The organism is Shewanella acanthi, assembly GCF_019457475.1.
Taxonomy (GTDB): Bacteria; Pseudomonadota; Gammaproteobacteria; order Enterobacterales; family Shewanellaceae; genus Shewanella; species Shewanella acanthi.
The window spans coordinates 952,274-977,388 of record NZ_CP080413.1 but is presented as its reverse complement, the minus strand read 5'-3'; the positions used below and the strand labels follow the sequence as shown (position 1 = coordinate 977,388).

The window sequence follows — 25,115 nt, the reverse complement described above, 5'->3', positions numbered from 1 at the left end:
TAAATCGACAAAATAGGATGGGTTGAATGACGGGTCGCTTTAAATCCTTAACATGGAAACAAACCAACCTCGTCGTATTTACTGCACTTTTTTTTGCGGTAGCCGTCTTTATTATCGAAATTGCGCTGATGGTTGTCTCGACCAAACAGCAACTTACCCTTACTCAGCAGGAGCTACTCGACTCAGTAGAACAACCAGCCGCGAATGCTGTTTGGGCGCTAGATGATAATCTTGCACGGCAAACCCTCGAAGGCGCTTTAAAAGTTGAACATGTGGGCTCTGCCATTATCGAACTCGATGACGGTTCTATGTTTGTATCCGTAAGCAATAACAAGAAAAATACGCCTCCAACTTTCCTTGGTTTAAGCAATAAACTCTTCGATGATCTCAAAGAAAAATCTCGGCCATTATATCGGCCATTCTATTTTGAAGGCACGCAAAAACAGCAACTTATCGGTACATTGACAATAATTTATGACACCGAAGAACTCACTAATGCCTTATTCTCGCAGTTAAAATTAGGCTTTTTTGCCACCCTAGCACGCGCGCTACTATTAACCTTAGTATTATCCGCCGTTTTCCATCGTTTCTTGACCCAGCCAATCGCTCAAATAAGCGAGGCTATCGATAAAATTGACCCTGAATTTCCCGATGAGCATTTACTTCCCACATCCAAAGCCCATAAGGATGATGAGCTAGGATTAGTCACGGCAAAATTTAATCAAATCTTGGCGCAGTTCAGCCAAACTCAGAACAAATTACGAAAGATGGCCACACGTGATCCACTGACCGGATTACCTAACCGAACATTGTTACTCGAAACTATCGCGGTCACAATCCAGCGCTATCGCGTCCATAAGCAAAGTTTTGTGCTGATGTTTATCGACTTAGATCGGTTTAAAAACATTAACGACTCTCTTGGGCATGCATTAGGCGATCAGTTTCTGGCTCGCATAGCCCGCATTTTAGAGCGTGTTGTCGGCGATAAAGGTAGCGTTTCTAGGCTAGGGGGCGATGAATTTGTGATTTTAGCCGACTCGGTGCATTCACCCGATCAGGCTGCAGATTTTGTTGATAAACTGCTACTCCAGCTTAATGTGCCAATTCAGCTTAATGAACACGCCATCCATCCTGCAGCCTCCATTGGAATTTCAATTTATCCCGAGGATGGCAATACTGCCGAGGATCTTATCCGTCATGCCGATATTGCCATGTACAGCGCCAAAGCTGCAGGCTCTAATCAATGGGCATTTTTTAAACAACAAATGACTGAGAGAGCCGCCGTGCGCTTACGCACGGAAGCCTCCCTTCATGATGCATTAAAAAACAATGAGTTCTTATTGTATTTCCAGCCTAAATTTGATCTGCAAACGGGAAAAATAACCGCCTGTGAAGCCCTTATTCGCTGGCAAAAAGATGGACGACTAATCAGCCCTATCTCGTTTATCCCAGTTGCCGAAGAAACCGGGATAATCGTCCCCATTGGCCGTTGGGTCATAGAGCAAAGCTGTAAAACTATTCGTGATTGGATAAAAAAATATAATTTTGCCATTCCTATTGCTATTAACGTTGCATCACAGCAATTTGCCGACGCAAGTCTAGTATCGGACATCAAGCAAATGGCGCTGAGATATCAAATCCAACCCGAACTGCTCGAAATTGAAATTACCGAAACATCGTTAATGAATGACATTGAGCTAGCGATAAATAAATTAGAACAACTGAAAACTGCAGGCTTTGGTATTGCCGTCGATGACTTTGGTACCGGCTACTCGTCGCTATCTTACCTAAGGCATTTGCCCATTACGACCATGAAAATTGATCGTTGTTTTGTGTCCGATTTACCGAATGATAGCGCCATCGCTTCGACTATCTTGATGCTCGGAAAACAATTGAATCTAACTATCGTTGCCGAAGGTATCGAGAATCAACAGCAACTCAATTGGCTTAAGGATAATCATTGTCAGGTGGGTCAGGGATTTTATTTTAGCCAGCCACTGCCTGTCGCTGAATTTGAAGCCTTGTATATAGCCAGTCAAACAGCAACCGTCAGTCACTTGGAAAACTCCCGCGGCGCATAATTTGTGCTTCGCTTTGGCGGAATAACAGTCAATAAAAAAGGAGGCTAGGCCTCCTTTTTTATGTTAGTAAACGTAGAATTAACGACGTAAACCTAACTTTTGGATCAGCGCGCTGTAACGCTCAGTTTCAGTACGCTTCAGGTAAGCTAATAACTTACGACGAGCGCTAACCATACGTAACAGACCACGACGAGAGTGGTGATCGTGGATGTGCTCTTTGAAGTGATCTTGCAAGTGGTTGATTTGAGCAGTTAACAGTGCAACTTGAACTTCAGTTGAACCAGTGTCGTTTGCACCACGGCCAAATTCAGCCAGGATCTTTGCTTTCGCTTCAGTACTTAGTGACATGTGTCTCTCCAAATATATAATGTGAATCTCTAGCCGATCACTAACTCAGCCAGAGGGCGCGCTATTCTACCCATAATCCCTTGCCCGCGCAATAAAAAGCCAAGGAGTTAATCAACATCTGCGTTAATTAACTATTGGGCTGCAGCCTCGTGCATCACAATTAAACGCTTAGGCGCAAGTAAGCCATCGTCGTTCATCTCGCCAATACCCACGAAACGACGCTCAGTTCCTAGGGTAATACGGACCAACTCGTTTGGGCGTAAACCACTCACACGCACCGCTTGACCTTGCATCAGGTAAGCAGAACTGGCATCGGGTACGTTAACCTCGGGGAAATCGGCCACCGCGGTATCCATTGGTAATAACAGTGGATCCAATAAACTGCTTGGATCAACCTGTTGCTCCTGCGCCTCGTTCACCAGCGCCTCAAGTTGTTCGAGAGTCACCATTTTCGCGTATGGGTAATGCGCGACTTGAGTACGACGCAACATGATGACATGTGCGCCGCAGCCTAACATCTCGCCTAAATCATCAATAATTGTGCGAATGTAAGTGCCCTTAGAACAATGAATATCTAAGGTCAGCTCATCAGCTTCGAGGCTGATAAAATTCAGCTCAAATACGGTGATTGGGCGAGCCTCACGGGGAACTTCAATGCCTTCACGGGCATATTTGTACAGTGGTTGCCCTTGGTACTTAAGCGCCGAATACATCGAAGGGATTTGCTGCGTATCACCACGGAAATGATCAAGGGCAACATCGAGTTGCTCTGTCGTAAATTCGATTGGGCGTGTCTGTACCACTTCACCGTCGGAGTCACTGGTATCGGTACGTTGCCCCAACTTTGCGGTGACAAGATAACGCTTATCGGCATCAAGCAGGTGCTGGGAAAACTTAGTCGCTTCCCCTAAACACACAGGTAACATCCCGGTCGCTAAGGGATCGAGTGCTCCCGTATGCCCTGCTTTGTTTGCATTAAAAAAGCGTTTTACACGCTGCAACGCAAAGTTTGAGCTCATGCCAGTGGCCTTATCGAGCAATACAATACCGTCGATATATCGGCCCTTAGGACGTCTTGCCATTACGCTTTACCTTCAGAGTCATCGCTATCTGCGATGTCACTATCTGTCACATCTGAATCGCCGGTCGCATCGGCATCGTCGGTACCAAACTGTTGCTGCTTGGCCTTATCACGGGCAGTCACTTGGCTAACGAGATTAGACATACGCATACCTTCAACAAGTGAGCTGTCGTAAACGAAACGTAGCTCAGGCATGACTCGTAGCTTCATGCGACCTGCCACTAAAGTACGGATATAAGGTGCAGCAGCAATAAGTGCGTTGAGTTTCTCTTGCACTACATCTTTGTCTTCTTCAAAGAAGGTCACAAACACTTTGGCAAAGCTTAAGTCACGGGAGACATCAACGTCATTTACGGTAACAAAACCAATGCGGGGATCTTTCATGTCGCGTTGCAATACCACGGCAAGCTCCTGCTGAAGCTGCTGGGCTATGCGACGTGTACGACTGAATTCTTTTGCCATAATAGATTTACCATAGCTATGTCATTAAATTGAAAGGGCGGCTAATGCCGCCCTCTTTATCTTTAAAGTGTACGTGCCACTTCGACGGTTTCGAATACTTCGATTTGGTCACCCACGCGGACATCGTTGTAGTTCTTAACACCGATACCACATTCCATGCCATTACGAACTTCATTGACGTCGTCTTTAAAGCGACGTAACGATTCGAGTTCGCCTTCGAAGATCACCACGTTATCACGCAGTACGCGGATTGGTGCGCTGCGTTTAATGGTTCCTTCTGTCACCATACAACCAGCGATTGCGCCCAGTTTTGGTGATTTGAACACGTCACGTACTTCAGCCAGACCGATAATCTGTTGTTTGAATTCTGGTGACAGCATACCTGTCATCGCAGCTTTCACTTCATCAATCAAATTATAGATAACGCTGTAGTAACGTAAATCTACGCTTTCGTTTTCGATGGTCTTACGTGCCTGAGCATCAGCACGGACGTTAAAACCAACCATGATAGCGTTTGACGCAGCTGCTAGCGTTGCATCAGTTTCGGTCAGCGCACCCACACCGCGAGCAATGATGTTCACTTTCACTTCGTCGGTAGACAGACCCATTAATGAATCGGTAATCGCTTCGAGTGAACCTTGAACGTCTGCTTTCAGAACGATGTTCAGTTCCTTCACTTCGCCTTCGGTCATGTTTGCAAACATGTTTTCCAGCTTAGATTTTTGCTGACGTGCTAATTTCACGTCACGGAACTTACCTTGACGGTACAGTGCGACTTCACGTGCTTTACGCTCATCGCGAACAACTGTTGCTTCGTCACCTGCAGATGGCACACCTGACAGACCTAAAATCTCAACAGGAATAGATGGACCCGCTTCAGTGATTGAACGACCATTCTCGTCCTTCATCGCACGAATTTTACCGTACTCTAAACCACAAAGTACGATGTCACCTTGGCGCAGTGTACCTTCTTGTACCAGAATGGTAGCCACAGGGCCGCGACCTTTGTCCAGTTGTGACTCAATTACCACACCGGCAGCCATACCATCACGTACCGCTTTAAGCTCTAAAACTTCAGCTTGCAGTAGAATGCCTTCAAGTAAATCATCAACGCCTTCACCTGTCTTAGCCGATACGAAGGCAAACATGTTGTCTCCGCCCCAATCTTCAGACATAACGCCGTGCTGTGACAGTTCGTTTTTAACACGATCGATATCCGCTTCCGGCTTATCCATCTTGTTAACCGCAACGATTAATGGCACGTTACCCGCTTTAGCGTGTTGAATCGCTTCGATAGTTTGTGGCATCACGCCATCGTCAGCCGCGACAACCAGAATAACGATGTCCGTCGCCTTAGCACCACGTGCACGCATTGCGGTAAACGCGGCGTGACCTGGGGTATCAAGGAAAGTGATCATGCCGTTTTCAGTCTCAACATGGTATGCACCAATATGTTGAGTAATACCACCGGCCTCACCCGCTGCGACTTTCGCACGGCGGATATAGTCAAGCAGAGACGTTTTACCATGGTCAACGTGACCCATGATGGTTACTACTGGCGCACGAGGCTCAAGCTTAACACCACCTTCCTCATCACGATCAGAAAGAACCTGTTGCTCTAATTCGTTTTCACGGATCAGTACCACTTTGTGGCCCATTTCTTCAGCAACTAATTGAGCGGTTTCTTGATCTAACACTTGGTTGATCGTCACCATAGAGCCCATTTTCATCATTTGCTTGATGATTTCAGTCGCTTTAACCGCCATTAAGTGCGCAAGTTCTGCAACAGTAACCGTTTCACCGATACGTACGTCACGGTTTACTGCAGCTACAGGCTTGTTGAAGCCGTGTGCCATAGATTCTGGCGCAGTACTGCGGTTACGCATGTGCTTCTCGCGACCTTCGCGGCCATCACGCGCATCTTTGCCGCCACGTTTGGTCTTTGCCGTGTTCTTGTTACGTGCACGACGACCACGCTTTTCTTCATCCATATCAGATGAATCTTCAGCGGCACGTGCCACTTTAGAGGTCGTGATATGGTGATCGCTCATGCGCTCAGCTTCTTTACGTTGACGCTCTTCTTCGTCCCAACGCTTAGAGTTTTCTTCCGCGAGTAGACGAGCTTTCTCAGCCGCTTTAGCCGCTTCTTCGTCTTGTTTGCGTTTAGTCGCTTCAGCTTGAGCTGCTTTTAAGCGCTCAGCTTCAATACGTGCAGCTTCCGCTTCTGGCGAGGTATCTTTAGGTGATTTTTCAGCCGCTTTTGCTTTTTCTGCATCAGCTTTAGCCTTGGCTTCCGCTTTGGCGGCCGCTTCAGCTTTAGCTTTGGCATCGGCCTCAGCTTTTGCCTTAGCTTCAGCAGCTGCTTTTGCCTGAGCTTCTGCTTCAGCTTGCGCTTTGGCTTCTTCTTCAGCTTTCAGAGCCGCTTCATTCACATCGCGCTTAACGAAGGTACGAGTCTTACGCACTTCAACCTTCACGTCTTTAGACTGACCACCATTACCGGCCACACTCAGGGTCGATACGGTTTTACGTTGCAACGTCATCTTAGTTGGTGTGCTTTCGCCACCATGCTGCTTTTTCAGATAATCCAGTAACTGCTGCTTTTCAGCTTCAGACACGTTATCAGTTTGGCCTTTCTTAATTCCGGCCTGAGTGAATTGCTCAATCAGACGCTCAACACTTTTACCCACTTCCGTGGCCAATTTCTCTACGGTAGTATCTGCCATCAGTTAAATCCCCCTGTTGATCGACTTATGCTTCTTCGCCAAACCAACAGATGTTGCGGGCAGCCATGATAAGCGCACCTGCTTTTTCTTCTGTCAATTCTTCAATTTCGATCAAATCATCAATGCCTTGTTCAGCCAAGTCTTCAAGAGTCACAATACCTTTGCTAGCTAAAACATAGGCTAAGTGTCTTTCAACACCTTCAAGTGCTAACAACTCTTCACTTGGCTCCACACCATCAAGTGCTTCTTCGGATGCGAGAGCTCGAGTCGAGATCGCAGCCTTAGCACGCTCACGTAATGCTTCGACGATATCTTCATCGAAACCATCAATTGCTAATAATTCAGATACAGGCACATAGGCAACTTCTTCTAATGAAGTGAAACCTTCGTCAGCCAGTACTTGAGCAAAATCTTCATCTACATCTAGTGCTTGAATGAACAGTTCTTTCACCTTCGCGCTTTCGGCTTGGTGTTTCTTATTCATGTCTTCCACTGTCATCACGTTCAGCTCCCAACCCGTCAGTTGAGTCGCTAAACGGACGTTTTGACCGTTACGGCCAATCGCTTGTGCCAGGCTTTCGGCCTCAACCGCGATATCCATAGAGTGGTTGTCTTCATCAACGATGATAGAAGCCACATCCGCTGGCGCCATAGCATTGATAACAAATTGTGCAGGGTTTTCATCCCATAACACGATATCGACGCGCTCACCGCCTAATTCATTCGACACCGCCTGAACACGCGCGCCACGCATACCAACGCACGCACCGATTGGATCGATACGACGGTCATTTGACTTAACCGCGATCTTAGCGCGAGCACCAGGATCACGGGCAGCGCCCATTACTTCAATCAGCTCATCGGCAATTTCAGGTACTTCGACACGGAACAGCTCAATCAGCATGTCTGGCTTGGTACGAGTTAAGAATAACTGTGCGCCGCGGGCTTCGGGACGAACTGAGTACAGTAATGCACGCACGCGGTCACCAGGACGGAAAGATTCGCGTGAAATTAAGTCTTCACGGAATAATACGCCGTCAGCGTTGTTACCTAAGTCAACCACCACACTTTCGCGGGTCGCTTTTTTCACCACCCCGGTGATCAGCTCGCCTTCTTTATCTTGGAACTGTTCAACCACCTGCGCACGCTCGGCTTCACGTACTTTTTGTACGATCACTTGCTTAGCGGTTTGCGTGGTAATACGGTCAAATACCACAGATTCGATCTGGTCTTCAATATAATCACCAGGTTGAATTTCTGGGTCTTCAAAACGAGCCGCTTCCAGCGTAATTTCGCGGAATGGGTTTTCTAAGGCTACGCCCTTATCATCGATAACCATCCAACGACGGAAAGTGTCGTAGGCACCGGTTTTACGGTCGATGCATACACGAACGTCGATATCGCCTTCGTATTTTTTCTTGGTTGCAGTAGCCAGAGCAGTCTCTAGCGCTTCAAAAATTTTCTCGCGTGGAACGGCTTTTTCATTTGAAACCGCTTCAGCGACTAGCAGAATCTCTTTATTCATTTCGTCTTGCCTCGTTCACCTTGAAACCATCAAAACTTAGCGATGATGTTGCCTTTACGGATATTATCCAAGGCGACAACTAGCTCTTTACCATTCACATTTAACGTGAGCATTTGCCCGTCAACCTGCATAATGGCGCCTTTTAAATTACGAGTACCAGCAACGGGCATCGTTAATTGCACTTTTACATCTTCACCCACGTAAGCACCGTACTGTTCAGCAGTAAATAATGGTCTATCTACGCCAGGTGAAGAAACCTCTAGGGTATATTCGGTAGAAATAGGGTCTTCAACGTCAAGAACAGCACTGACTTGACGGCTCACACTGGCACAATCTTCAATGTTGATACCATTTTCGCCATCGATGAACACGCGCAGGATTGAATGCTTTCCCGCTTGCACATATTCAATGCCCCATAACTGAAAGCCTAACGCTTCCACTGGTACCTTGAGCATTTCTGCCAGTCTGGATTCTAAAGTTGCCAAAATTGACCCCCGAAAAAAACAAAAAAGGGCTTAATAGCCCTAGTAAAACGTCGCATGAGCATACGACAAATTTAAAAGTCTCAGATAACAAAAAACCCCGTAATCACGAGGTCATTAATATCTAAAACCTGTAAACCATAACGAATTCAAACACTATTCGTTACTAGGAGCTGGTTGCGGGGGCCGGATTTGAACCGACGACCTTCGGGTTATGAGCCCGACGAGCTACCAAGCTGCTCCACCCCGCGTCAACTGTGTGCAAGTATATTGACTATCGTCCTTCCTTGCAATAATTAAGTCAGAACCTATTTCGTCTTACTTAATTATATTTGGTGCCGAGAGCGGGACTTGAACCCGCACGTCCGTTAGGACACAGCCACCTCAAGGCTGCGCGTCTACCAATTTCACCACCTCGGCGACACCCTTTTCTAGTCAGGAATTTTGGTTTCTGACTTTTCGGTTGCTTGATCAACTGGCTGAGTTACCTGTTCATCAGAACCTAAATTTTTCCATGCATCTTCATTTTTTGCGTGGTTTGCACTTAAGTTGCCGATCAGCAAACTTAACGTGAAAAACGCAATGGCAAGAATCGCCGTAGTGCGTGTCAGGAAATTGCCTGAACCGCGAGAACCGAATAAGGTACCTGACGCACCAGCGCCAAACGAGGCACCCATGTCAGCTCCTTTACCTTGCTGGATTAGGATCAGGCCAATTAAACCTAATGCAACCAACAAGTAAACAACTACTAAAACTTCATACATATTATGCGCTCATCGCTATGGTACACAGACTTAAAAACTCGGTCGAGTTTAAACTGGCACCGCCAATCAGTCCACCATCAACATCAGGTTGGGCAAACAAATCTGCAGCATTACTCGGCGTTACACTACCACCGTAGAGAATCCTGATATTTTCTCCGATAAACGGAGACACTTCAGAGAGACGCTTGCGAATAAACGCATGTACTTCTTGTGCCTGCTCTGGTGTCGCGCTTTTACCTGTTCCTACGGCCCAAAGTGGCTCATAGGCGATAATCGCGTTATCAAAAGCCATAGTGCCATTCTTTTGGATCACTACATCCAACTCTTCAGCAATCACCTCGAAGGTACGTCTTGCTTCACGCGCCGGACCGGACTCACCCACACATAAAATCGGGGTTAAACCGTGCTTTTGTGCAGCGGCAAATTTCTCCGCTACGATATTACTCGTCTCTCCGTACATACGGCGACGTTCAGAATGCCCGATAATCACATAGCGACAACCGGCATCTTTAAGCATCTGACCTGAAACTTCACCTGTATAAGCACCAAAATCATGTTGACTTAGATTTTGTGCGCCCATCCGAACAAGTGAGCCATCTAAGGCTTCTTTGTTGGCTTCAAGCAGTTGCCTAACGCTTTCTAGATAGATAGAAGGCGGGCATAAAACCACTTCAGCTGAATCATTTTGGAGCTTCGAGGCAAACTTTTTGAAAAGCTCTTGGGCTAAGCCCGCGCTGCCATTCATTTTCCAGTTACCAGCTACCATAGGACGTCTGAGTGCCATCACTGTCTCCTCTGAAAGCGGCGTGAATAATAGCGAACCAGATATTAAGTTACAATAGCTTTTTTCGAAATTATTCACTTCTTTGAATTGAGTGCTCAGTTTTTACACTCAACTTAACAATTCTGATTATTAATGCAGCTAACGCTTTCATTTTCAATGGCATCAGCTGCATTCAATACCAACTATAACGGAAATTAACTTGCTGATTTTACCGCATCGGCAATGAAATTAGCATGTGCTAACACAGTAGCATGCTCATCCCCTTCAACCATCACGCGGATTAGTGGTTCAGTACCCGACTTACGTAAAAGTACTCGTCCGCGAACACCTAATTGGGATTCAACCTGTGCCTGTGCCGCTTTGACTTTCTCTGAGCTTAAGGGATTGTGGTTACCTTCGAAGCGAACGTTAACCAATACCTGAGGCAACATTTCCATCGGTGCGGTGAGTTGCTCTAAGGTTGCATTCTGACGACGCATTGCAGCAAGCACGAGAATACCCGCCACAATTCCGTCACCGGTTGTGCCATGATCGAGATTAAGCACGTGGCCAGAGTTTTCGCCCCCAATACGCCAATCTAGCTCCTTTAGCATTTCCATCACATAGCGGTCACCGACCTTAGAGCGAGCAAACGGAATATCCAATGATTGCAACGCTAAATCTAAGCCAAGGTTCGACATTAAGGTACCCACCACACCGCCACGCAATACGCCGCGCGCTTTGGCATCACAGGCTAGGATATAAAGAATTTGATCGCCATCGACAACTTCACCTTTACTGTTAACCATCATAATACGGTCACCGTCACCGTCTAAGGCAATCCCCAGATCAGCACCTTCGGCTAACACGGTTTCGCAAATTTTGCCCATCGACGTCGCGCCAACTTTGTCATTGATGTTCACACCATTTGGTTTGTCACCAATGCTGATAACCTCGGCGCCTAACTCACGAAAAACAGCAGGGGCGATGTGGTAGGTCGCGCCATGGGCACAGTCCACCACAATTTTTAAACCTGTCAGGGTTTGATCGGCTGGAAAATTACCTTTGCAATATTCAATGTAACGTCCGCGGGCATCTTCAATGCGAGACACCTTTCCCATTAAATGGGATTCGACACACTCGAGAGGCTTTTCCAATTCAGCTTCAATTTCAAGCTCTAGGTTATCGTCTAACTTACTGCCATCGGTAGAGAAAAACTTAATACCATTATCGTAATAAGGATTATGGGAAGCACTGATCACAATTCCCGCCTCGGCACGGAAAGTGCGGGTCAGATAAGCGACCGCCGGAGTGGGCATTGGCCCCATAAGCATCACATTTAACCCTGCTGCTGAAAGACCCGCTTCTAGAGCCGACTCAAACATGTAACCTGAAATTCGGGTGTCTTTGCCGATAATGACTTTTTTTGTGCCACTACGCGACAATACTCGTCCTGCCGCCCAACCTAACTTCAAAGCCAGCTCCGGCGTCATTTGACCTGCACCCACTTTGCCACGAATACCATCTGTTCCAAAAAATTTACGTTCTGTCATATCGCCCCACACTAAACAAAATCCCTTTGAATTGGGATAAATCACTATACACACTACAGACCATAAATTGGTTACTTGTTGTTGGCCTGCACCGCTTCTAATACTTTAAGAATATCAATCGTTTCTGCAACATCATGAACTCGAATAATGTGCGAGCCCTTTTGCGCTGCAATCAAAGCGCCCGCGAGACTACCTGCAAGCCTTTCTGTGGTGGGGCGCTCGAGCAGATTACCGATCATGCTCTTACGGGACAAACCAATCAATATAGGTAGCTCAAAAGAATGGAACGCTTCTAGCTTTGCCAGTAGTTCATAATTGTGTTCCAAGGTTTTACCAAAGCCAAAGCCAGGATCAATCAACAAATTTTCACGTTTAATTCCAGCCTCGAGACAAGCCTGAACTCGTCCTTTCAAGAACCCCGAGACATCCGATACCACATCTTGATATTCAGGTGCGCTCTGCATACTGCGAGGTTGCCCCTGCATATGCATTAAACAGACAGGTACATTCAAACTTGCAGCGACCTCAAGTGCGCCAGGCTCCATCAGCGCGCGAACATCATTAATCAGATGCGCGCCAGCATCAATAGCTTGGCGCATGACTTCGGGCTTACTGGTATCAACAGAGATCCATACATCATGATACTGCGCCACATAACGCACCAGCGGAATAACCCTTGCTAATTCTTCTTCAAGCGCAACATCCGCTGCGCCAGGGCGGGTTGACTCACCGCCAATATCGATAATCTTTGCCCCCTGCAACACCATTTCATCGGCATGCTTGCAGGCTAATTCGAAGGAGGAAAATTGGCCGCCATCGGAAAAAGAATCTGGGGTCACATTAAGAATCCCCATCACAACGGGCGAAGCAAGGGACAATCGCTTAGTACCTGCAACTAATTCGAACACGCATTTACTCCATAAACAACCACTTGCCAGCCTTTTAGCGAGTTGACAAGAAAACAGGATGATTCACTTCCAATTGCCCGAGTTTCAAGGCAATTTCTAGCAAGATAAAACAAGAAAACCCCTAGACGGGGTTTTCTCTTAACAACAACGGATTACTTCACCGGTGATTCATCGGCATCGTTAAGGTCTGTATCTGCAACGGGAGTTTCCGCTTCATCAGCCTTATAGCTTGGTTCACCCTTGCCGCTACCTTTGTCGTTTGAACCATTGTCATCGGCCTGCCAATCGGCTGGCTGACGTACTTCACGACGATTCATCAAATCATCAATCTGTACTGAATCAATGGTTTCATACTTCATCAGGGCATCTTTCATCGAATGTAAAATATCGATGTTATCCACCAATATTTGCTTCGCACGGCCGTAGTTCTTGTCAATAAAGGCCTTAACTTCAGCATCGATCAGCGTCGCAGTTTCATCGGACATCGCCTTGGCTTTGCCCATGCTACGACCTAAGAACACTTCACCTTCTTCCTCTGCATAGAGTAATGGGCCGAGTTTGTCGGAGAAGCCCCACTGGGTCACCATGTTACGGGCAATCGACGTAGCATACTTAATGTCTTGCGAAGCACCGGTTGACACTTTTTCAGTGCCATAAATCAGTTCTTCTGCTAAACGACCACCATAGGCAACCGAGATTTGGCTTTCTAACTTACGGCGGCTTTGGCTTATTGCATCTGCCTCAGGCAAGAAAAACGTCACACCGAGCGCTCGGCCGCGAGGAATAATAGTGACCTTATGAACAGGGTCATGCTCGGGCACTAAACAGCCCACAATCGCATGGCCGGCTTCATGGTACGCGGTCATTTCTTTTTCTGCTTCAGACATCACCATAGAGCGGCGCTCAGCACCCATCATGATTTTATCTTTGGCACGTTCAAACTCTTCCATACCCACTACACGGCGGTTACCGCGCGCAGCAAAGAGTGCAGCTTCGTTAACTAGGTTTGCTAAGTCAGCACCAGAGAAACCAGGTGTACCACGGGCGATCACACTTGCTTTAACATCTTCAGAAAGCGGCACTTTACGCATATGTACTTTCAGAATTTGCTCACGGCCGCGAACATCTGGGAGGCCAACAACCACTTGACGGTCAAAACGACCTGGACGAAGCAAGGCAGAGTCAAGTACGTCTGGACGGTTAGTCGCTGCAATCACGATAATCCCTTCGTTACCTTCGAAGCCATCCATCTCAACCAGCATTTGGTTAAGGGTTTGCTCACGCTCATCATGACCACCACCTAAACCCGCGCCGCGTTGGCGACCTACTGCATCGATTTCGTCGATAAAAATGATGCAAGGCGCAGACTTTTTAGCCTGTTCAAACATGTCGCGCACACGGGATGCACCGACACCGACGAACATTTCAACGAAATCTGAACCCGAAATGGTAAAGAAAGGCACTTTAGATTCGCCGGCAATCGCCTTAGCCAGTAAGGTTTTACCTGTTCCAGGAGGCCCCACCATCAGTACGCCCGTAGGAATACGGCCACCGAGTTTTTGGAATTTGGTTGGGTCGCGTAGGTAATCAACCAACTCTTTTACTTCTTCCTTGGCTTCATCACAGCCAGCAACATCCGCAAAAGTAGTTTTAATTTGATCTTCACTCATCAGCTTGGCTTTGCTCTTGCCAAAGGACATAGCACCTTTGCCACCGCCGCCCTGCATCTGGCGCATAAAGAAAATCCACACCCCGATCAAGAGCAGCATTGGGAACCATGAAATGAAGATCTGAGTTAGGAAGCCTGACTCTTCCGCCTCTTGGCCCTTCATTGTGATGCCTTTACGGTCAAGATCGTTAATTAAATCTTGGTCATACAGAGGCATGATCGTAGTGAACTTTTCGCCCGTACGCTTAGCGCCTTCGATAGTACGTTGGTCGCTTTTAACTTCGACAGTGGCGACCTGTCCATCACGAACATTGTCGAGAAAAGTCGAATAATCCATCTTCTGCGATGACGAAGAAGAGGGGGAGTAACCCTGAAACACTGACATCAACACAACGGCGATGACAACCCAGAGTATTAAATTTTTTGCCATATCACTCAAATTACTAGACCTCATAAAGTCTTGCGATGATTAACGCAAGGGTACTACAACTTATACCCTGTCGCCACAAGATAGACCTCGCGAGAACGCGCCCGCGAAGAGTCCGGTTTACGTGTTTTAACGACTTTGAATGCCTCTTTTACCGCTTTCATGTATTCGTCAAAGCCCTCCCCCTGAAAGACTTTCACGGCGAAACAACCATTAGGCGCCAATACTTGGTGGCACATATCTAAAGCCAGTTCGACTAAATACATGGCGCGCGGTTGGTCGACACCATCGGAACCACTCATGTTGGGTGCCATATCAGACAGTACAACATCAACCTTATCCTCACCGACGCGAGTTAGCAATGCTTCGAGTACTTTCTCTTCACGAAAGTCCCCTTGCAAAAAGTCCACTCCGACGATGGGATCCATGGGTAGAATATCACAGGCAATGACTTTACCTCTATCCCCTGCCAATTTAACCGCTACTTGAGACCAACCTCCTGGAGCCGCGCCTAAATCCACAACGGTCATTCCAGGACGAATTAAGTGATCCTTTTCCTGAATCTCTTCAAGCTTGAACGCGGCGCGAGAGCGCAATCCACGTTTTTGAGCGAGTTTGACGTAATGATCGTCGAAGTGTTCCTGCATCCAACGGGTGGAACTGGCAGTACGTTTTTTACCTGACATTTAAAATCCGCAACAATTGAGAGTTACACAAGGGCTATATAAGGGTAGAATAGCGGTTTTTCAACAGTAACTCAGCAAAAGTTGGTAGAAATGAACTTAACAACCAAACAAAAACAGCATTTAAAAGGTCTGGCGCACAATTTAAAGCCAGTGGTGCTGCTTGGTGCCAATGGCCTGACTGAAGGTGTACTCGCTGAAATTGACAGCGCACTGGCGTACCATGAACTGATTAAAGTCAAAGTCGCCTCTGCTGATAGAGAATTAAAAAATGCCATCGTTGATGCCATTGTTCGTGAAACTCAATCTGCAAAAGTGCAACTTATTGGTCATAACCTAGTGATTTACCGCCAATCACCTGAAATGAAAATAGCGCTACCAAGAGCAAAGTAATTTCCAGCCTTAATCAAAACGGCCACTCCAATGAGTGGCCGTTTTGTTATGAGTATTATATTCGCACACTAAGCGAGTTGAGGCTAACAAAACCCACCGGGATAAATATCAGATACAAAAAAGCCGCATAATGCGGCTTTTAGCTTATGAGTCAGTCTTTATATCGCTGAACGGCATTCAGATAATCAAGTTAAATATATTGTACCGACACAATCTCATAGTCAGTCAGACCGCCTGGGGTTGCGATAGACACTTCGTCGCCTTCGTTTTTACCCACTAAACCACGGGCGATAGGCGAATTAACCGAAATCAAGTTTTCTTTGATGTTGGCTTCATCGTCGCCCACGATACGGTAGGTCACTTCAGCATCGGTATCGAGGTTTAAGATGGTAACGGTCGTGCCGAAGATAATACGACCATTATTAACCATTTTGGTCACGTCGATGATTTGGGCATTAGACAGCTTGCCTTCAATATCGCGAATACGCGCTTCACACAGACCTTGTTCTTCGCGGGCTGCGTGGTACTCTGCGTTTTCTTTAAGGTCACCTAATTCTCTTGCTGAGGCAATCGCTTCAGTGATCTTAGGGCGACGTTCAAACTTTAATACATCTAATTCTTTACGCAGCTGCTCTGCACCGACAACGGTCATAGGAACTTTAGTCATAACTTCTTTCGTCTCCTTTAAAACAAAAGCAACCCGTGCCAACACTTGGTCAACACAATCAAAAACGGGTGGGATGTGGTTATTCTAATCGTAAAGGGAGCAGGATGCACCTAGAACAATGCTACTTCGAAGACCACAACTAATAGAATGGCAACGAGTATACCCATCCAATGGCGAGGTTTGAAAGCCATAAATACAAAAGCCCAAGAATGATTCAGTGGGCTTTTGCGTTTCAATTAGATAGAAACAAAGCAAAAATTATTCGAGTCCCGCTTCGAAGGTAAGAAAGATTTCGCTCGATGTCTTATCCGCTAGGCTTTTATCCACACTTTCACGCTCGAGTGCTGCGTGCAGGAAATATTTGCCCGCTGCAGGCAATACCATAGCGACTTTACCGTCTTTATCCGAGCTTAATTCAATCTCCTCGGGCTTATTGCGATACAGCGTCCCTTCTTTAATGATCGAGACTTTCACGCCTTCAACAGGCCTACCGTCGTACACAAATTGCAATGTCGCAGGCTCATTCTCTACAAAATCTGCTGGATGGGTAATAGGGACTAACTCTAAATATTCCCCCTTTGGCTGTAGTACCTTAGTCGTCGGTTTATTTTTGGTCACATAAGTTTCAACCCGTGCAACCGTTAATGAACTCTCTAATCCATACGCATCTTTTGGCATAGAAGCAGCGGTAGCCTTTTTATCTAGGCGACTGCGAACCATGCCTTCTTTCCCCTTAATTTTGTAGCGTGAAAAATATCGCGGCTCAACTTCCTTCTCAAACTTATAGGTTCCATCCTGCACGAGCTGAGCATCAAATACGGATTTACGCCCCCCAGTGTAGCTTGATGTAGGTAAAGTAGGTTTTCCGTCAGGCTGAATAATACGAACATCGCTCGCGGTAACCGGTTTATCGAACATAAAAATCTGATTACTTGCTGAAACGTCTGAGGTGATCATTACCGCTTCTTGTCCTTCTGCAGACACATTATAGTGACTCGGCAAAATCCAGCGGTCGTGACTGCTAGCAAACGGGCTGAGACAAAGCGTGGTAAGTAACGCAGCTAAACGTAATTTCATACTATTTCCTTTTATAAATTCAAACTCAGCGAGTTACGCCGCTTAAGCGAATATCGATAACCCCAGTTTCTTCAGTTGCAGCTAATTGGGTTGTAAAATCACCTTTTGTTAAATCGAAAGCTTGACGAACTAAATCCCGACCACCGTGCTCACGCACGACTTCAATAAACAAAGTGTAATCAGCCACTTCAATGGCTTTACCCGCATCATCGGTAAGATCCCAATTTAATTTGTAATGCCCCGCAGGTTTTGTCGCCGACGCAATACCATCGACAAAACTCAAATCATCCCGCCCCGCCTTACGCCACCAACGTCTGATATCCTTAAGCCACTTATGGCCATCACTGGCGACCCAAAGGCTTAGGGTTTTCACCGTTTCACCCTTGGCATCTTCGACCCAAACTGCAACATAGGGTCTGTGGTACTGGCCTTGGGTGATTTCTGGCAGGGTTAAATCAATTGCCATATTCGGTGAGGCAAACGCCGCCGAACTGACAAATACAGCACCAATAGCTGTTGCGCGAATGAGATGACGCTGCATCAAAAGTTCTCCCTATGGAACAAAATAAACATATACCAGTGCACTACTCGAGCTGACTAATGTCATATACAACAAGGACTTTTTAAGGCGCTTGGTTTGCGGCAGTAATAGGTAGGCCCCTGTCAACGAAAATAAAATCATCAACACAGCGCTTAAATCCAACACCCAAGCCCATACAGCACCGCTATTGCGGCCTTTATGTAAATCATTCAACATCGCTAATGCGCCATAATCCACGCTTTCGACATAGGCTGTAGCGTCAAGTAAATCGATAGTGACATTGAGGTAATGACCTGGACCTTTGTTACCTACGCTAATTTCATCCTCGGAAAACTCCGCCTGATTAATATCGACCCGCCACTCGCTGTTTAACCAGTGCCCCACTGCAACACGCCACTCGGGGTTATCTACATCTATGGGTAAAAGGTATTTAGGTAATTGCTGTTGCTCTCGCTTAGGTTCAAGATTGCTCGATGACAGCCACTCAGGGTGATTTAAGGTCATACCGGTAAAGGCAAAAAAAAGCATCAACAGCAGCAATGCCATAGAAACATATACATGGATGACACGCGCCAAGTTAAGGGAGCTTTTACTAACTTTGATTTTCAAGAATGGGATCTCTAAGCGGGCTTAATTGCTGTCAATTGCAACCTTGTCCTAAAGGAACTAGCGAAAGCTAAGCAAGGTTTAACACTAATGGCTAGAGATTAAATGATATTCATTTTCAAATAGAATTAAGTTTACAAACTTTACAATTGTAGAGGGCAGTTAACTAAGTAAAAGTCATGTAAATCTCGGCAACTTAATGACGATTACAAAGATACTAACTTCATGATAAAATTATCATTTTCAGATATGTAAAAGTTTGAATCATCAAAATTATTGGCGTAAAAAATACTTTATGAAGCCCTCGTTTAGACGCAGTTAATCGGCTACAATCCTCGGCCGGCGTCGTGCTGGTAAATCCAAAGGAACAATCATCTTGAGTAAAACTCTGCTCAAAAAAATGCGTTGCCTAAACATTATTTGGCTCGCACTTATGCTTAATGCCTGTGTGGCGCCGCTTTTACTTTTGTCACCCCAAGGACAACTGATGTGGGCGCTGCTTAAGCCCTTAGTTGGTTTAAATCCAAATGATGTTGGTCTTTTTGAACAGCCGCTGATCAAAGATCGTATGCAGTCATTATTAGGTGACAACTACGACACAACGATGTCACTACTAAAGACCGCTGATAAAATTCAGCAAGAAGGCCCTCTCTTCTATATGGTTTCAAAGTATACGCCTGTACCTGAAATGGCCGAAAAAGCAGGATTTGTATGGAACTCGGATACCAATCAAATGGCCGTCATGCTCGTAACGGGCGGTGCGCCTAAGATTATTTCCGAGCAATTCGCTAACCAGACGGAAAAATTGATTCCTTCATGGCCAGCTGAACTCGCTGACTACACAGATCCACAGAAGTTACAGCAAAAAGCAATTGAAGCCGGTACAAGCCAACTTCAACAACAGGTAAACACGCCTGTGCCATTAAATGCTGTTGTTACTGGCGATGTGAAAGCGGCTCAAGAGGCCGTTGTTGATAAAGCGGTAACCGAGGCAGCAAGCCAAGTAACTACGCCAGCTGAAATTAAACCACTTTAATTTTTAGTCTGTAAAAATACATGCCACAGTAAATAATCAAACTGTGGCATTTTTATTTACATCATCTGTGCTTTAGCGACTTACGACACACTTCCCCGCCTAATACGCCATTTAATCCCACACATTTTTTACCAATTGAACTCTGCAGATTGGTCTTCAATCAACGTAAAGCAGAGTTAGATATTACAACACCTTAAAGCCACTACAGGGGATCGATAAATGAGTCGAGGGGAGCTAACCAAAGCAGATGAATTGGAAAAAAGCTAAAGGTTGCTCCACAACACAAAGTAGTTAGCAACCAAGATTCATAGAAGCGCCCGAATACTAGAAATATAATTAGAGCAAAGGATATTGGGGAGCACACTTTTGAACATAATATGTGCCCAATTTAATCGATTTATTAGTACCAATAGATAAATAATCGAGGCTCATTAGGAGAACCGTTTGAGAGGTATAAATGCAAAAAGCCCGTCATTTGACGGGCTTCTTAACTTTGGCTGGGGTACTAGGATTCGAACCTAGGTATGCCGGGATCAAAACCCGGTGCCTTACCGCTTGGCGATACCCCAATTAACTTTTTAATCTTAACTCTAACTAGGATTAACTAAGAATTTATTTTGATGGTACGGGAAGAGAGACTTGAACTCTCACACCTCGCGGCACCAGAACCTAAATCTGGCGTGTCTACCAATTTCACCATTCCCGCATCAAAAAGTACCAGATTTGCTCATAACAACATCTCTGGATTTTTTACCAGATAAATCAACCAGATTTAACGTGGATTTTTAAAATGGTAGCAATGGCGGGACTTGAACCTGCGACCCCAGCATTATGAGTGCTGTGCTCTAACCAGCTGAGCTACATTGCCATGGCTGGGGTACTAGGATTCGAACCTAGGTATGCCGGGATCAAAACCCGGTGCCTTACCGCTTGGCGATACCCCAAAACTGAGAAACATGAATGATGGCTGGGGTACTAGGATTCGAACCTAGGTATGCCGGGATCAAAACCCGGTGCCTTACCGCTTGGCGATACCCCATCTATAACTTGTTTCTAACACCCGCTAGCGCAGATGCTTTTAAATAATGGTACGGGAAGAGAGACTTGAACTCTCACACCTTTCGGCACCAGAACCTAAATCTGGCGTGTCTACCAATTTCACCATTCCCGCACAGCTTCAATTTTACATCCTGAAGTGATGCTAGCAAAAGCTAGAATAACGAAATGGTAGCAATGGCGGGACTTGAACCTGCGACCCCAGCATTATGAGTGCTGTGCTCTAACCAGCTGAGCTACATTGCCACTTCGTTACTGCTCGTCCCTCTCAGCGAGGAACGGGGCGTATTATGCTTATTCGAGGTATCGAGGTCAACAGCTTTTTTTCGCTATTTTCCTCTCGGCAAACTGTTCGGCTATTACTTCACCAAACTGAGCAACAGATGCACTAAATTGGCCGCTATTGCTCGTATTTTGCCAATCTTTCCTAAGCTTAGCCCCTTTAAAAAATCGGTTATACGTTAAACAGGAAGTGCATTACATCGCCGTCTTGAACGATGTAAGTTTTACCTTCAACACGTAATTTACCTGCTTCTTTCGCGCCGGCCTCACCTTTATAGGTAATAAAGTCCTCAAAGGCCATCACTTGAGCCCGAATAAAGCCGCGCTCGAAGTCAGTATGGATAACGCCTGCAGCCTGCGGAGCTGATGCACCAACTGATACTGTCCATGCACGAACTTCTTTTACACCAGCAGTGAAATAAGTTTGTAGGTTCAGCAATTTGTAACCTGCACGAATCACGCGATCTAAACCTGGCTCTTCTAAACCAAGATCAGCCATAAACTCCTCGCGCTCGGCTGCGTCCATTTCAGCAAGCTCTGACTCAATAGCCGCACACACAGACACAACGATCGCATTTTCTTTTTCAGCGATAGCGCGAACGGCATCTAAATGCGGGTTATTTTCAAAACCGTCTTCTGACACGTTAGCGATGTACATCGTTGGCTTCAGGGTTAAGAAGTTAAGATACGCAACCGCGGCTAACTCTTCTTTAGACAGGTCCATCGAGCGTAGCATCTGGCCTTCATCTAACACTGGACGCATTTTCTCTAACACATCCACTTCAAACTTAGCGTCTTTGTCGCCACCCTTAGCGCGTTTTTGTTGACGGATCACCGCACGCTCTAAGCTGTCTAAGTCAGCAAGTGCTAACTCTGTGTTGATGACTTCGATATCACGCGCTGGGTCTACACGGTTAGCTACGTGAACAATGTTGTCATCTTCAAAGCAACGCACAACGTGACCAATTGCATCGGTTTCACGGATGTTGGCGAGGAACTTGTTACCTAAACCTTCACCTTTAGAAGCACCAGCAACCAGACCTGCGATGTCCACAAATTCCATAGTCGTTGGCATAACGCGTTGTGGGTTCACGATAGCAGCTAAGGCATCTAAACGTGGGTCCGGCACGGGCACAACACCAGTGTTTGGCTCAATGGTACAAAACGGGAAGTTAGCCGCTTCGATGCCAGCCTGAGTTAACGCATTAAAAAGCGTTGATTTACCTACGTTAGGAAGACCAACAATGCCGCATTTGAAACCCATATTCTTAACCTTTCTCTTATCTATTAGGCTGGCAAGTCACACTCACCAGCAAGTTTTAGTCGCCCTGCCCTAATGACAGCACATATAAATCGTTCATTTGTTGATTCAGGCTATCGGCCATCATCAAGCAAAAAACTACTCAGCCTTAAAGGAGTGTAGTCGTGTCATGGCTTTTACCATGCCTTCTTTAAATAACACTTCTGTTGAACGCACGGCCTCATCAACGGCAGCATTCATCTGTTCCTGTTCCTTCGCTGGCGCTTTACCCAGTACGTAACCACTGACTTTATTTTTATCGCCTGGATGGCCGATACCAATGCGAAGGCGGTAGAAATTCTTATCATTAGCCAACTTAGCGATAATGTCCTTAAGACCATTATGACCGCCGTGACCACCACCTAACTTAAATTTAGCGACGCCGGGTGGCATATCCAGCTCATCATGCGCAACCAGGATTTCTTCAGGCGTAATACGAAAAAAATTCGCTAATGCCCCAACCGCTTTACCACTGAGGTTCATATAAGTGGTTGGGATCAGAAGCCTTACATCCTTGCCATGTAAGACGGCTCTGGCGGTCAAACCGAAATATTTACTGTCAGGCACTAAGCTAACGCCACAGATACGCGCCAATTCTTCAACGTACCAAGCCCCCGCATTATGGCGGGTTTGTGCGTATTCAGCGCCTGGATTAGCAAGGCCCACTATTAATTTAATTTCGCTCATCACGCTCACTAATCGCACTCAAATGGCTTCAATTTATCGATGACAACGAGTACGAAATAGGACTTTATCAAGCTTTGACTCGTTAAAAACGCGGCATTTTAACACTCAATGCGTAAGTCAACAAATGCCGAGTTTATTTGCACTAACAATAGCCGCTAATTAAGCCCCATTGCGTACTTAAGCACAGTGCGTTTGATGGGTGTGTTAATGTTAGCCAGTTTTAATGCGCCGTTGCGCAGTAATTTAAGTGGCAGAATATCGTTACTAAAACCGGCATAGAACATATCCATAGTGGTCATCATCAACTGATTATCGCGATAGCGTTTGGCTTGATACTGGGCAAGCACCTCACTCGACCACCAGTCTTTTTGCTGCGAAATCGCATCCTTTGTTACCGCAAGTAACGCGCTCACATCCTTAAAGCCTAAGTTTACCCCTTGGCCCGCCAGCGGATTAATAGTGTGCGCCGCATCGCCTAAAATCACTACATTAGGACGATAGTAAGACTGCGCATGGCGTCGGGTTAAGGCAAAGCTGCCCTTAGTTTCTACAGTAAAGTTTCTGTCCAAACGCTCGGGAAATTGCGCCCGAATTTGTTCGGCTAGCTGTTTATTGTTTAACTGCATTAACTGTTTAATGCGATTAGCATCGTCATACCAGACTAGTGAGGCATGATTACCTGGCAAGGGGAGCAGCGAGCGTGGACCACTTGGAGTAAATTGTTGCCAAGTCACATCCTGTTGGCCCTGTTCAGTTTCGATATTGATTAGCATGGCCGACTGGGCATAGTCCCAACCAGACACACCAATTCCCGCCCATTGGCGCACCTGCGAGTTTGCGCCATCGGCTCCTATCAAGAGTCTCGACTCAAGACGAGTACCTGATTGTAAGTAAATACTCACACCATCGTTCACTCGGGAAAAACGAGACACCCGTTCTGGACAAAAGAGAGAAATGTTTGGCCATTTTTCCATTTGCTCCCAAAGAGATAGCTGAATTAAGCGGTTCTCAACAATATGCCCTAAGTGAGTCGCACCAATTTGGGCGCTATGGAATGCAGTAATACAACCATCAAGCTCCCAAGTTTCGAGTCCCAGATACGGCACATTACGCATATTGAGTAGACTTTCAAGGGCACCAAGCTCTGCAAGCAGAGCTTCAGACGCCACGCTGATGGCAGATACTCGCACATCCAAGGGTTGCTCCTCTTGGTATGCTTCTGGCGCAAATGATTCAATTACAGCAACTTTTAGTCCTTGCATTGCAAGACCAATTGCACTTGCCGCGCCGACCATACCACCACCAACGAGTATCACATCGAAACTTTTGGCGCCTTCATCTAGCTGTGCGAATTGTTCTGTTTGGCTCATATTCATTACTACTACGACTCTGCTCTCCAACTATTTCTAATAAAACGCCACGGCTTTTGTATCAAAACCATGTCAGTTTTGCACAAAGAGTGAGCAAATGTTGCTGTATGGGCAAATACTCACTTTTGCTTACAAAGGCGAGTTTCTCTCCTATCCAAACTCATTACAATCAATCCTAACTCCACTGGAAATTGGCTGTCGGTGGCGTTACCGATTAGGAAGCTCACTTAGCAAACCCTAAACGTTGTGGACAGGGTAACAAGTGAACCATTAAACCCCTTGTGAGGTTGTTATGAAAACTCTCGTCAAATTACCTATCGTTACCAGCCTATTGATATGCACCGCCATTCCCATGGGTTATGCCATCGCAGCAACCCCTAAAATGGAAACGATAACTGTCACCTACCGCTCACCAGAGGATTATGCCCTATATCAATACACCACGGAAATGTTGAGCGCATTCCATCAAGAAATTCGTGAGGACATTAGCATTCAGGCACGCAATAGCTTAATGGAAATGGCAAACGATCAACAATTTAGACAAGTCGATCTTGCTCAAGTTGAGGAAGAAGGCGTGGATATTGCCGCGGTTTGGGTACCACAGCAAGTCATTGCTAACGAGTAAAAA

Annotated in this window: 23 protein-coding genes and 9 tRNA genes; 4 read left to right on the top strand and 28 right to left on the bottom strand. The window is 46.1% G+C overall.

What is annotated here, in order from left to right; translation table 11 throughout:
• Positions 1-26 precede the first annotated feature (26 nt).
• On the top strand, positions 27-2,081 hold the full coding sequence (locus tag K0H61_RS04365; protein ID WP_220051535.1) for a putative bifunctional diguanylate cyclase/phosphodiesterase: 2,055 nt from the start codon (positions 27-29) through the stop codon (positions 2,079-2,081).
• A 78-nt stretch (positions 2,082-2,159) separates the two neighbouring features.
• Here the strand turns inward: K0H61_RS04365 and rpsO are convergent, their stop codons facing one another.
• From rpsO to rlmE, 14 genes are all read right to left on the bottom strand, one after another.
• Positions 2,160-2,429: a 30S ribosomal protein S15 gene (gene rpsO, locus K0H61_RS04360; RefSeq protein WP_220051534.1), complete on the bottom strand. Its 270-nt coding sequence runs from the start codon at positions 2,427-2,429 to the stop codon at positions 2,160-2,162.
• Positions 2,430-2,560: 131 nt separating this feature from the next.
• Entirely contained in the window at positions 2,561-3,511 is a 951-nt protein-coding gene (gene truB / locus K0H61_RS04355; RefSeq protein ID WP_220051533.1) for a tRNA pseudouridine(55) synthase TruB, read from the bottom strand.
• On the bottom strand, positions 3,511-3,972 hold the full coding sequence (gene rbfA / locus K0H61_RS04350) for a 30S ribosome-binding factor RbfA (RefSeq protein WP_220051532.1): 462 nt from the start codon (positions 3,970-3,972) through the stop codon (positions 3,511-3,513). The genes truB and rbfA overlap by 1 nt, the downstream gene beginning before the upstream one ends.
• A 62-nt stretch (positions 3,973-4,034) precedes the next feature.
• Entirely contained in the window at positions 4,035-6,698 is a 2,664-nt protein-coding gene (gene infB, locus K0H61_RS04345) for a translation initiation factor IF-2 (RefSeq protein WP_220051531.1), read from the bottom strand.
• A 25-nt stretch (positions 6,699-6,723) separates the two neighbouring features.
• Positions 6,724-8,223 (bottom strand): transcription termination factor NusA, encoded by a 1,500-nt coding sequence (gene nusA, locus K0H61_RS04340; protein WP_220051530.1) that lies wholly within the window; start codon positions 8,221-8,223, stop codon positions 6,724-6,726.
• 29 nt (positions 8,224-8,252) lie between these two features.
• Complete coding sequence (gene rimP / locus K0H61_RS04335) at positions 8,253-8,708, bottom strand: ribosome maturation factor RimP (protein ID WP_220051529.1); 456 nt, start codon at positions 8,706-8,708, stop codon at positions 8,253-8,255.
• Positions 8,709-8,879: 171 nt separating this feature from the next.
• Positions 8,880-8,956, bottom strand: a tRNA-Met gene (locus K0H61_RS04330).
• Positions 8,957-9,038: 82 nt separating this feature from the next.
• Positions 9,039-9,125 (bottom strand) — tRNA-Leu (locus tag K0H61_RS04325).
• An 11-nt stretch (positions 9,126-9,136) separates the two neighbouring features.
• Positions 9,137-9,469, bottom strand: coding sequence for a preprotein translocase subunit SecG (gene secG / locus K0H61_RS04320; protein WP_220051528.1), 333 nt, complete (start codon positions 9,467-9,469; stop codon positions 9,137-9,139).
• 1 nt (position 9,470) lies between these two features.
• Positions 9,471-10,253 carry a triose-phosphate isomerase gene (tpiA, locus tag K0H61_RS04315; protein ID WP_220051527.1) on the bottom strand — a complete coding sequence of 261 codons (783 nt, stop codon included), beginning with the start codon at positions 10,251-10,253 and terminating at the stop codon, positions 9,471-9,473.
• 194 nt (positions 10,254-10,447) lie between these two features.
• Positions 10,448-11,785 carry a phosphoglucosamine mutase gene (gene glmM / locus K0H61_RS04310; protein ID WP_220051526.1) on the bottom strand — a complete coding sequence of 446 codons (1,338 nt, stop codon included), beginning with the start codon at positions 11,783-11,785 and terminating at the stop codon, positions 10,448-10,450.
• Positions 11,786-11,856: 71 nt separating this feature from the next.
• Positions 11,857-12,693: a dihydropteroate synthase gene (folP, locus tag K0H61_RS04305; protein ID WP_220051525.1), complete on the bottom strand. Its 837-nt coding sequence runs from the start codon at positions 12,691-12,693 to the stop codon at positions 11,857-11,859.
• A gap of 152 nt (positions 12,694-12,845) precedes the next feature.
• The gene (gene ftsH / locus K0H61_RS04300) at positions 12,846-14,816 is read right to left on the bottom strand and encodes an ATP-dependent zinc metalloprotease FtsH (protein WP_220051524.1); all 1,971 of its coding nucleotides are present in this window, start codon (positions 14,814-14,816) and stop codon (positions 12,846-12,848) included.
• A 29-nt stretch (positions 14,817-14,845) separates the two neighbouring features.
• Entirely contained in the window at positions 14,846-15,475 is a 630-nt protein-coding gene (rlmE, locus tag K0H61_RS04295) for a 23S rRNA (uridine(2552)-2'-O)-methyltransferase RlmE (protein WP_220051523.1), read from the bottom strand.
• A gap of 90 nt (positions 15,476-15,565) precedes the next feature.
• Between rlmE and yhbY the strand changes: the two genes are divergently transcribed.
• The gene (yhbY, locus tag K0H61_RS04290; protein WP_220051522.1) at positions 15,566-15,865 is read left to right on the top strand and encodes a ribosome assembly RNA-binding protein YhbY; all 300 of its coding nucleotides are present in this window, start codon (positions 15,566-15,568) and stop codon (positions 15,863-15,865) included.
• A 190-nt stretch (positions 15,866-16,055) separates the two neighbouring features.
• On the opposite strand, the gene greA is transcribed toward yhbY, so the two are convergent.
• The 4 genes from greA to K0H61_RS04270 all read right to left on the bottom strand — a co-directional run bounded on the left by greA (position 16,056) and on the right by K0H61_RS04270 (position 18,759).
• Entirely contained in the window at positions 16,056-16,532 is a 477-nt protein-coding gene (gene greA / locus K0H61_RS04285) for a transcription elongation factor GreA (RefSeq protein WP_220051521.1), read from the bottom strand.
• A gap of 258 nt (positions 16,533-16,790) precedes the next feature.
• The gene (locus tag K0H61_RS04280; RefSeq protein WP_220051520.1) at positions 16,791-17,609 is read right to left on the bottom strand and encodes a DUF4198 domain-containing protein; all 819 of its coding nucleotides are present in this window, start codon (positions 17,607-17,609) and stop codon (positions 16,791-16,793) included.
• 25 nt (positions 17,610-17,634) lie between these two features.
• Positions 17,635-18,150, bottom strand: coding sequence for a DUF2271 domain-containing protein (locus K0H61_RS04275; protein WP_220051519.1), 516 nt, complete (start codon positions 18,148-18,150; stop codon positions 17,635-17,637).
• Positions 18,151-18,162: 12 nt separating this feature from the next.
• A complete protein-coding gene (locus tag K0H61_RS04270) occupies positions 18,163-18,759 on the bottom strand; it encodes a PepSY-associated TM helix domain-containing protein (protein WP_220051518.1) in 597 nt (198 codons plus the stop codon).
• Positions 18,760-19,156: 397 nt separating this feature from the next.
• Between K0H61_RS04270 and K0H61_RS04265 the strand changes: the two genes are divergently transcribed.
• Positions 19,157-19,792: a hypothetical protein gene (locus K0H61_RS04265; RefSeq protein WP_220052460.1), complete on the top strand. Its 636-nt coding sequence runs from the start codon at positions 19,157-19,159 to the stop codon at positions 19,790-19,792.
• Between the two features lie 494 nt (positions 19,793-20,286).
• On the opposite strand, the gene K0H61_RS04260 is transcribed toward K0H61_RS04265, so the two are convergent.
• The 10 genes from K0H61_RS04260 to K0H61_RS04215 form a co-directional block, all read right to left on the bottom strand.
• Positions 20,287-20,361: transfer RNA gene (locus K0H61_RS04260), tRNA-Gln, on the bottom strand.
• Between the two features lie 52 nt (positions 20,362-20,413).
• Positions 20,414-20,498 (bottom strand) — tRNA-Leu (locus tag K0H61_RS04255).
• An 85-nt stretch (positions 20,499-20,583) separates the two neighbouring features.
• Positions 20,584-20,660, bottom strand: a tRNA-Met gene (locus K0H61_RS04250).
• Position 20,661: 1 nt separating this feature from the next.
• Positions 20,662-20,736 (bottom strand) — tRNA-Gln (locus K0H61_RS04245).
• 20 nt (positions 20,737-20,756) lie between these two features.
• Positions 20,757-20,831 (bottom strand) — tRNA-Gln (locus tag K0H61_RS04240).
• Positions 20,832-20,878: 47 nt separating this feature from the next.
• Positions 20,879-20,963: transfer RNA gene (locus K0H61_RS04235), tRNA-Leu, on the bottom strand.
• Positions 20,964-21,017: 54 nt separating this feature from the next.
• Positions 21,018-21,094 (bottom strand) — tRNA-Met (locus K0H61_RS04230).
• 208 nt (positions 21,095-21,302) lie between these two features.
• Positions 21,303-22,394, bottom strand: coding sequence for a redox-regulated ATPase YchF (gene ychF / locus K0H61_RS04225; RefSeq protein WP_220051517.1), 1,092 nt, complete (start codon positions 22,392-22,394; stop codon positions 21,303-21,305).
• Positions 22,395-22,529: 135 nt separating this feature from the next.
• Positions 22,530-23,117, bottom strand: a complete 588-nt coding sequence (gene pth / locus K0H61_RS04220; protein WP_220051516.1) for an aminoacyl-tRNA hydrolase — start codon at positions 23,115-23,117, stop codon at positions 22,530-22,532.
• A 155-nt stretch (positions 23,118-23,272) separates the two neighbouring features.
• Entirely contained in the window at positions 23,273-24,493 is a 1,221-nt protein-coding gene (locus tag K0H61_RS04215) for an FAD-dependent monooxygenase (RefSeq protein ID WP_434086601.1), read from the bottom strand.
• Positions 24,494-24,779: 286 nt separating this feature from the next.
• On the opposite strand from K0H61_RS04215, the gene K0H61_RS04210 reads away from it, so the two are divergent.
• Entirely contained in the window at positions 24,780-25,112 is a 333-nt protein-coding gene (locus K0H61_RS04210; protein WP_220051514.1) for a hypothetical protein, read from the top strand.
• Positions 25,113-25,115 lie beyond the last annotated feature (3 nt).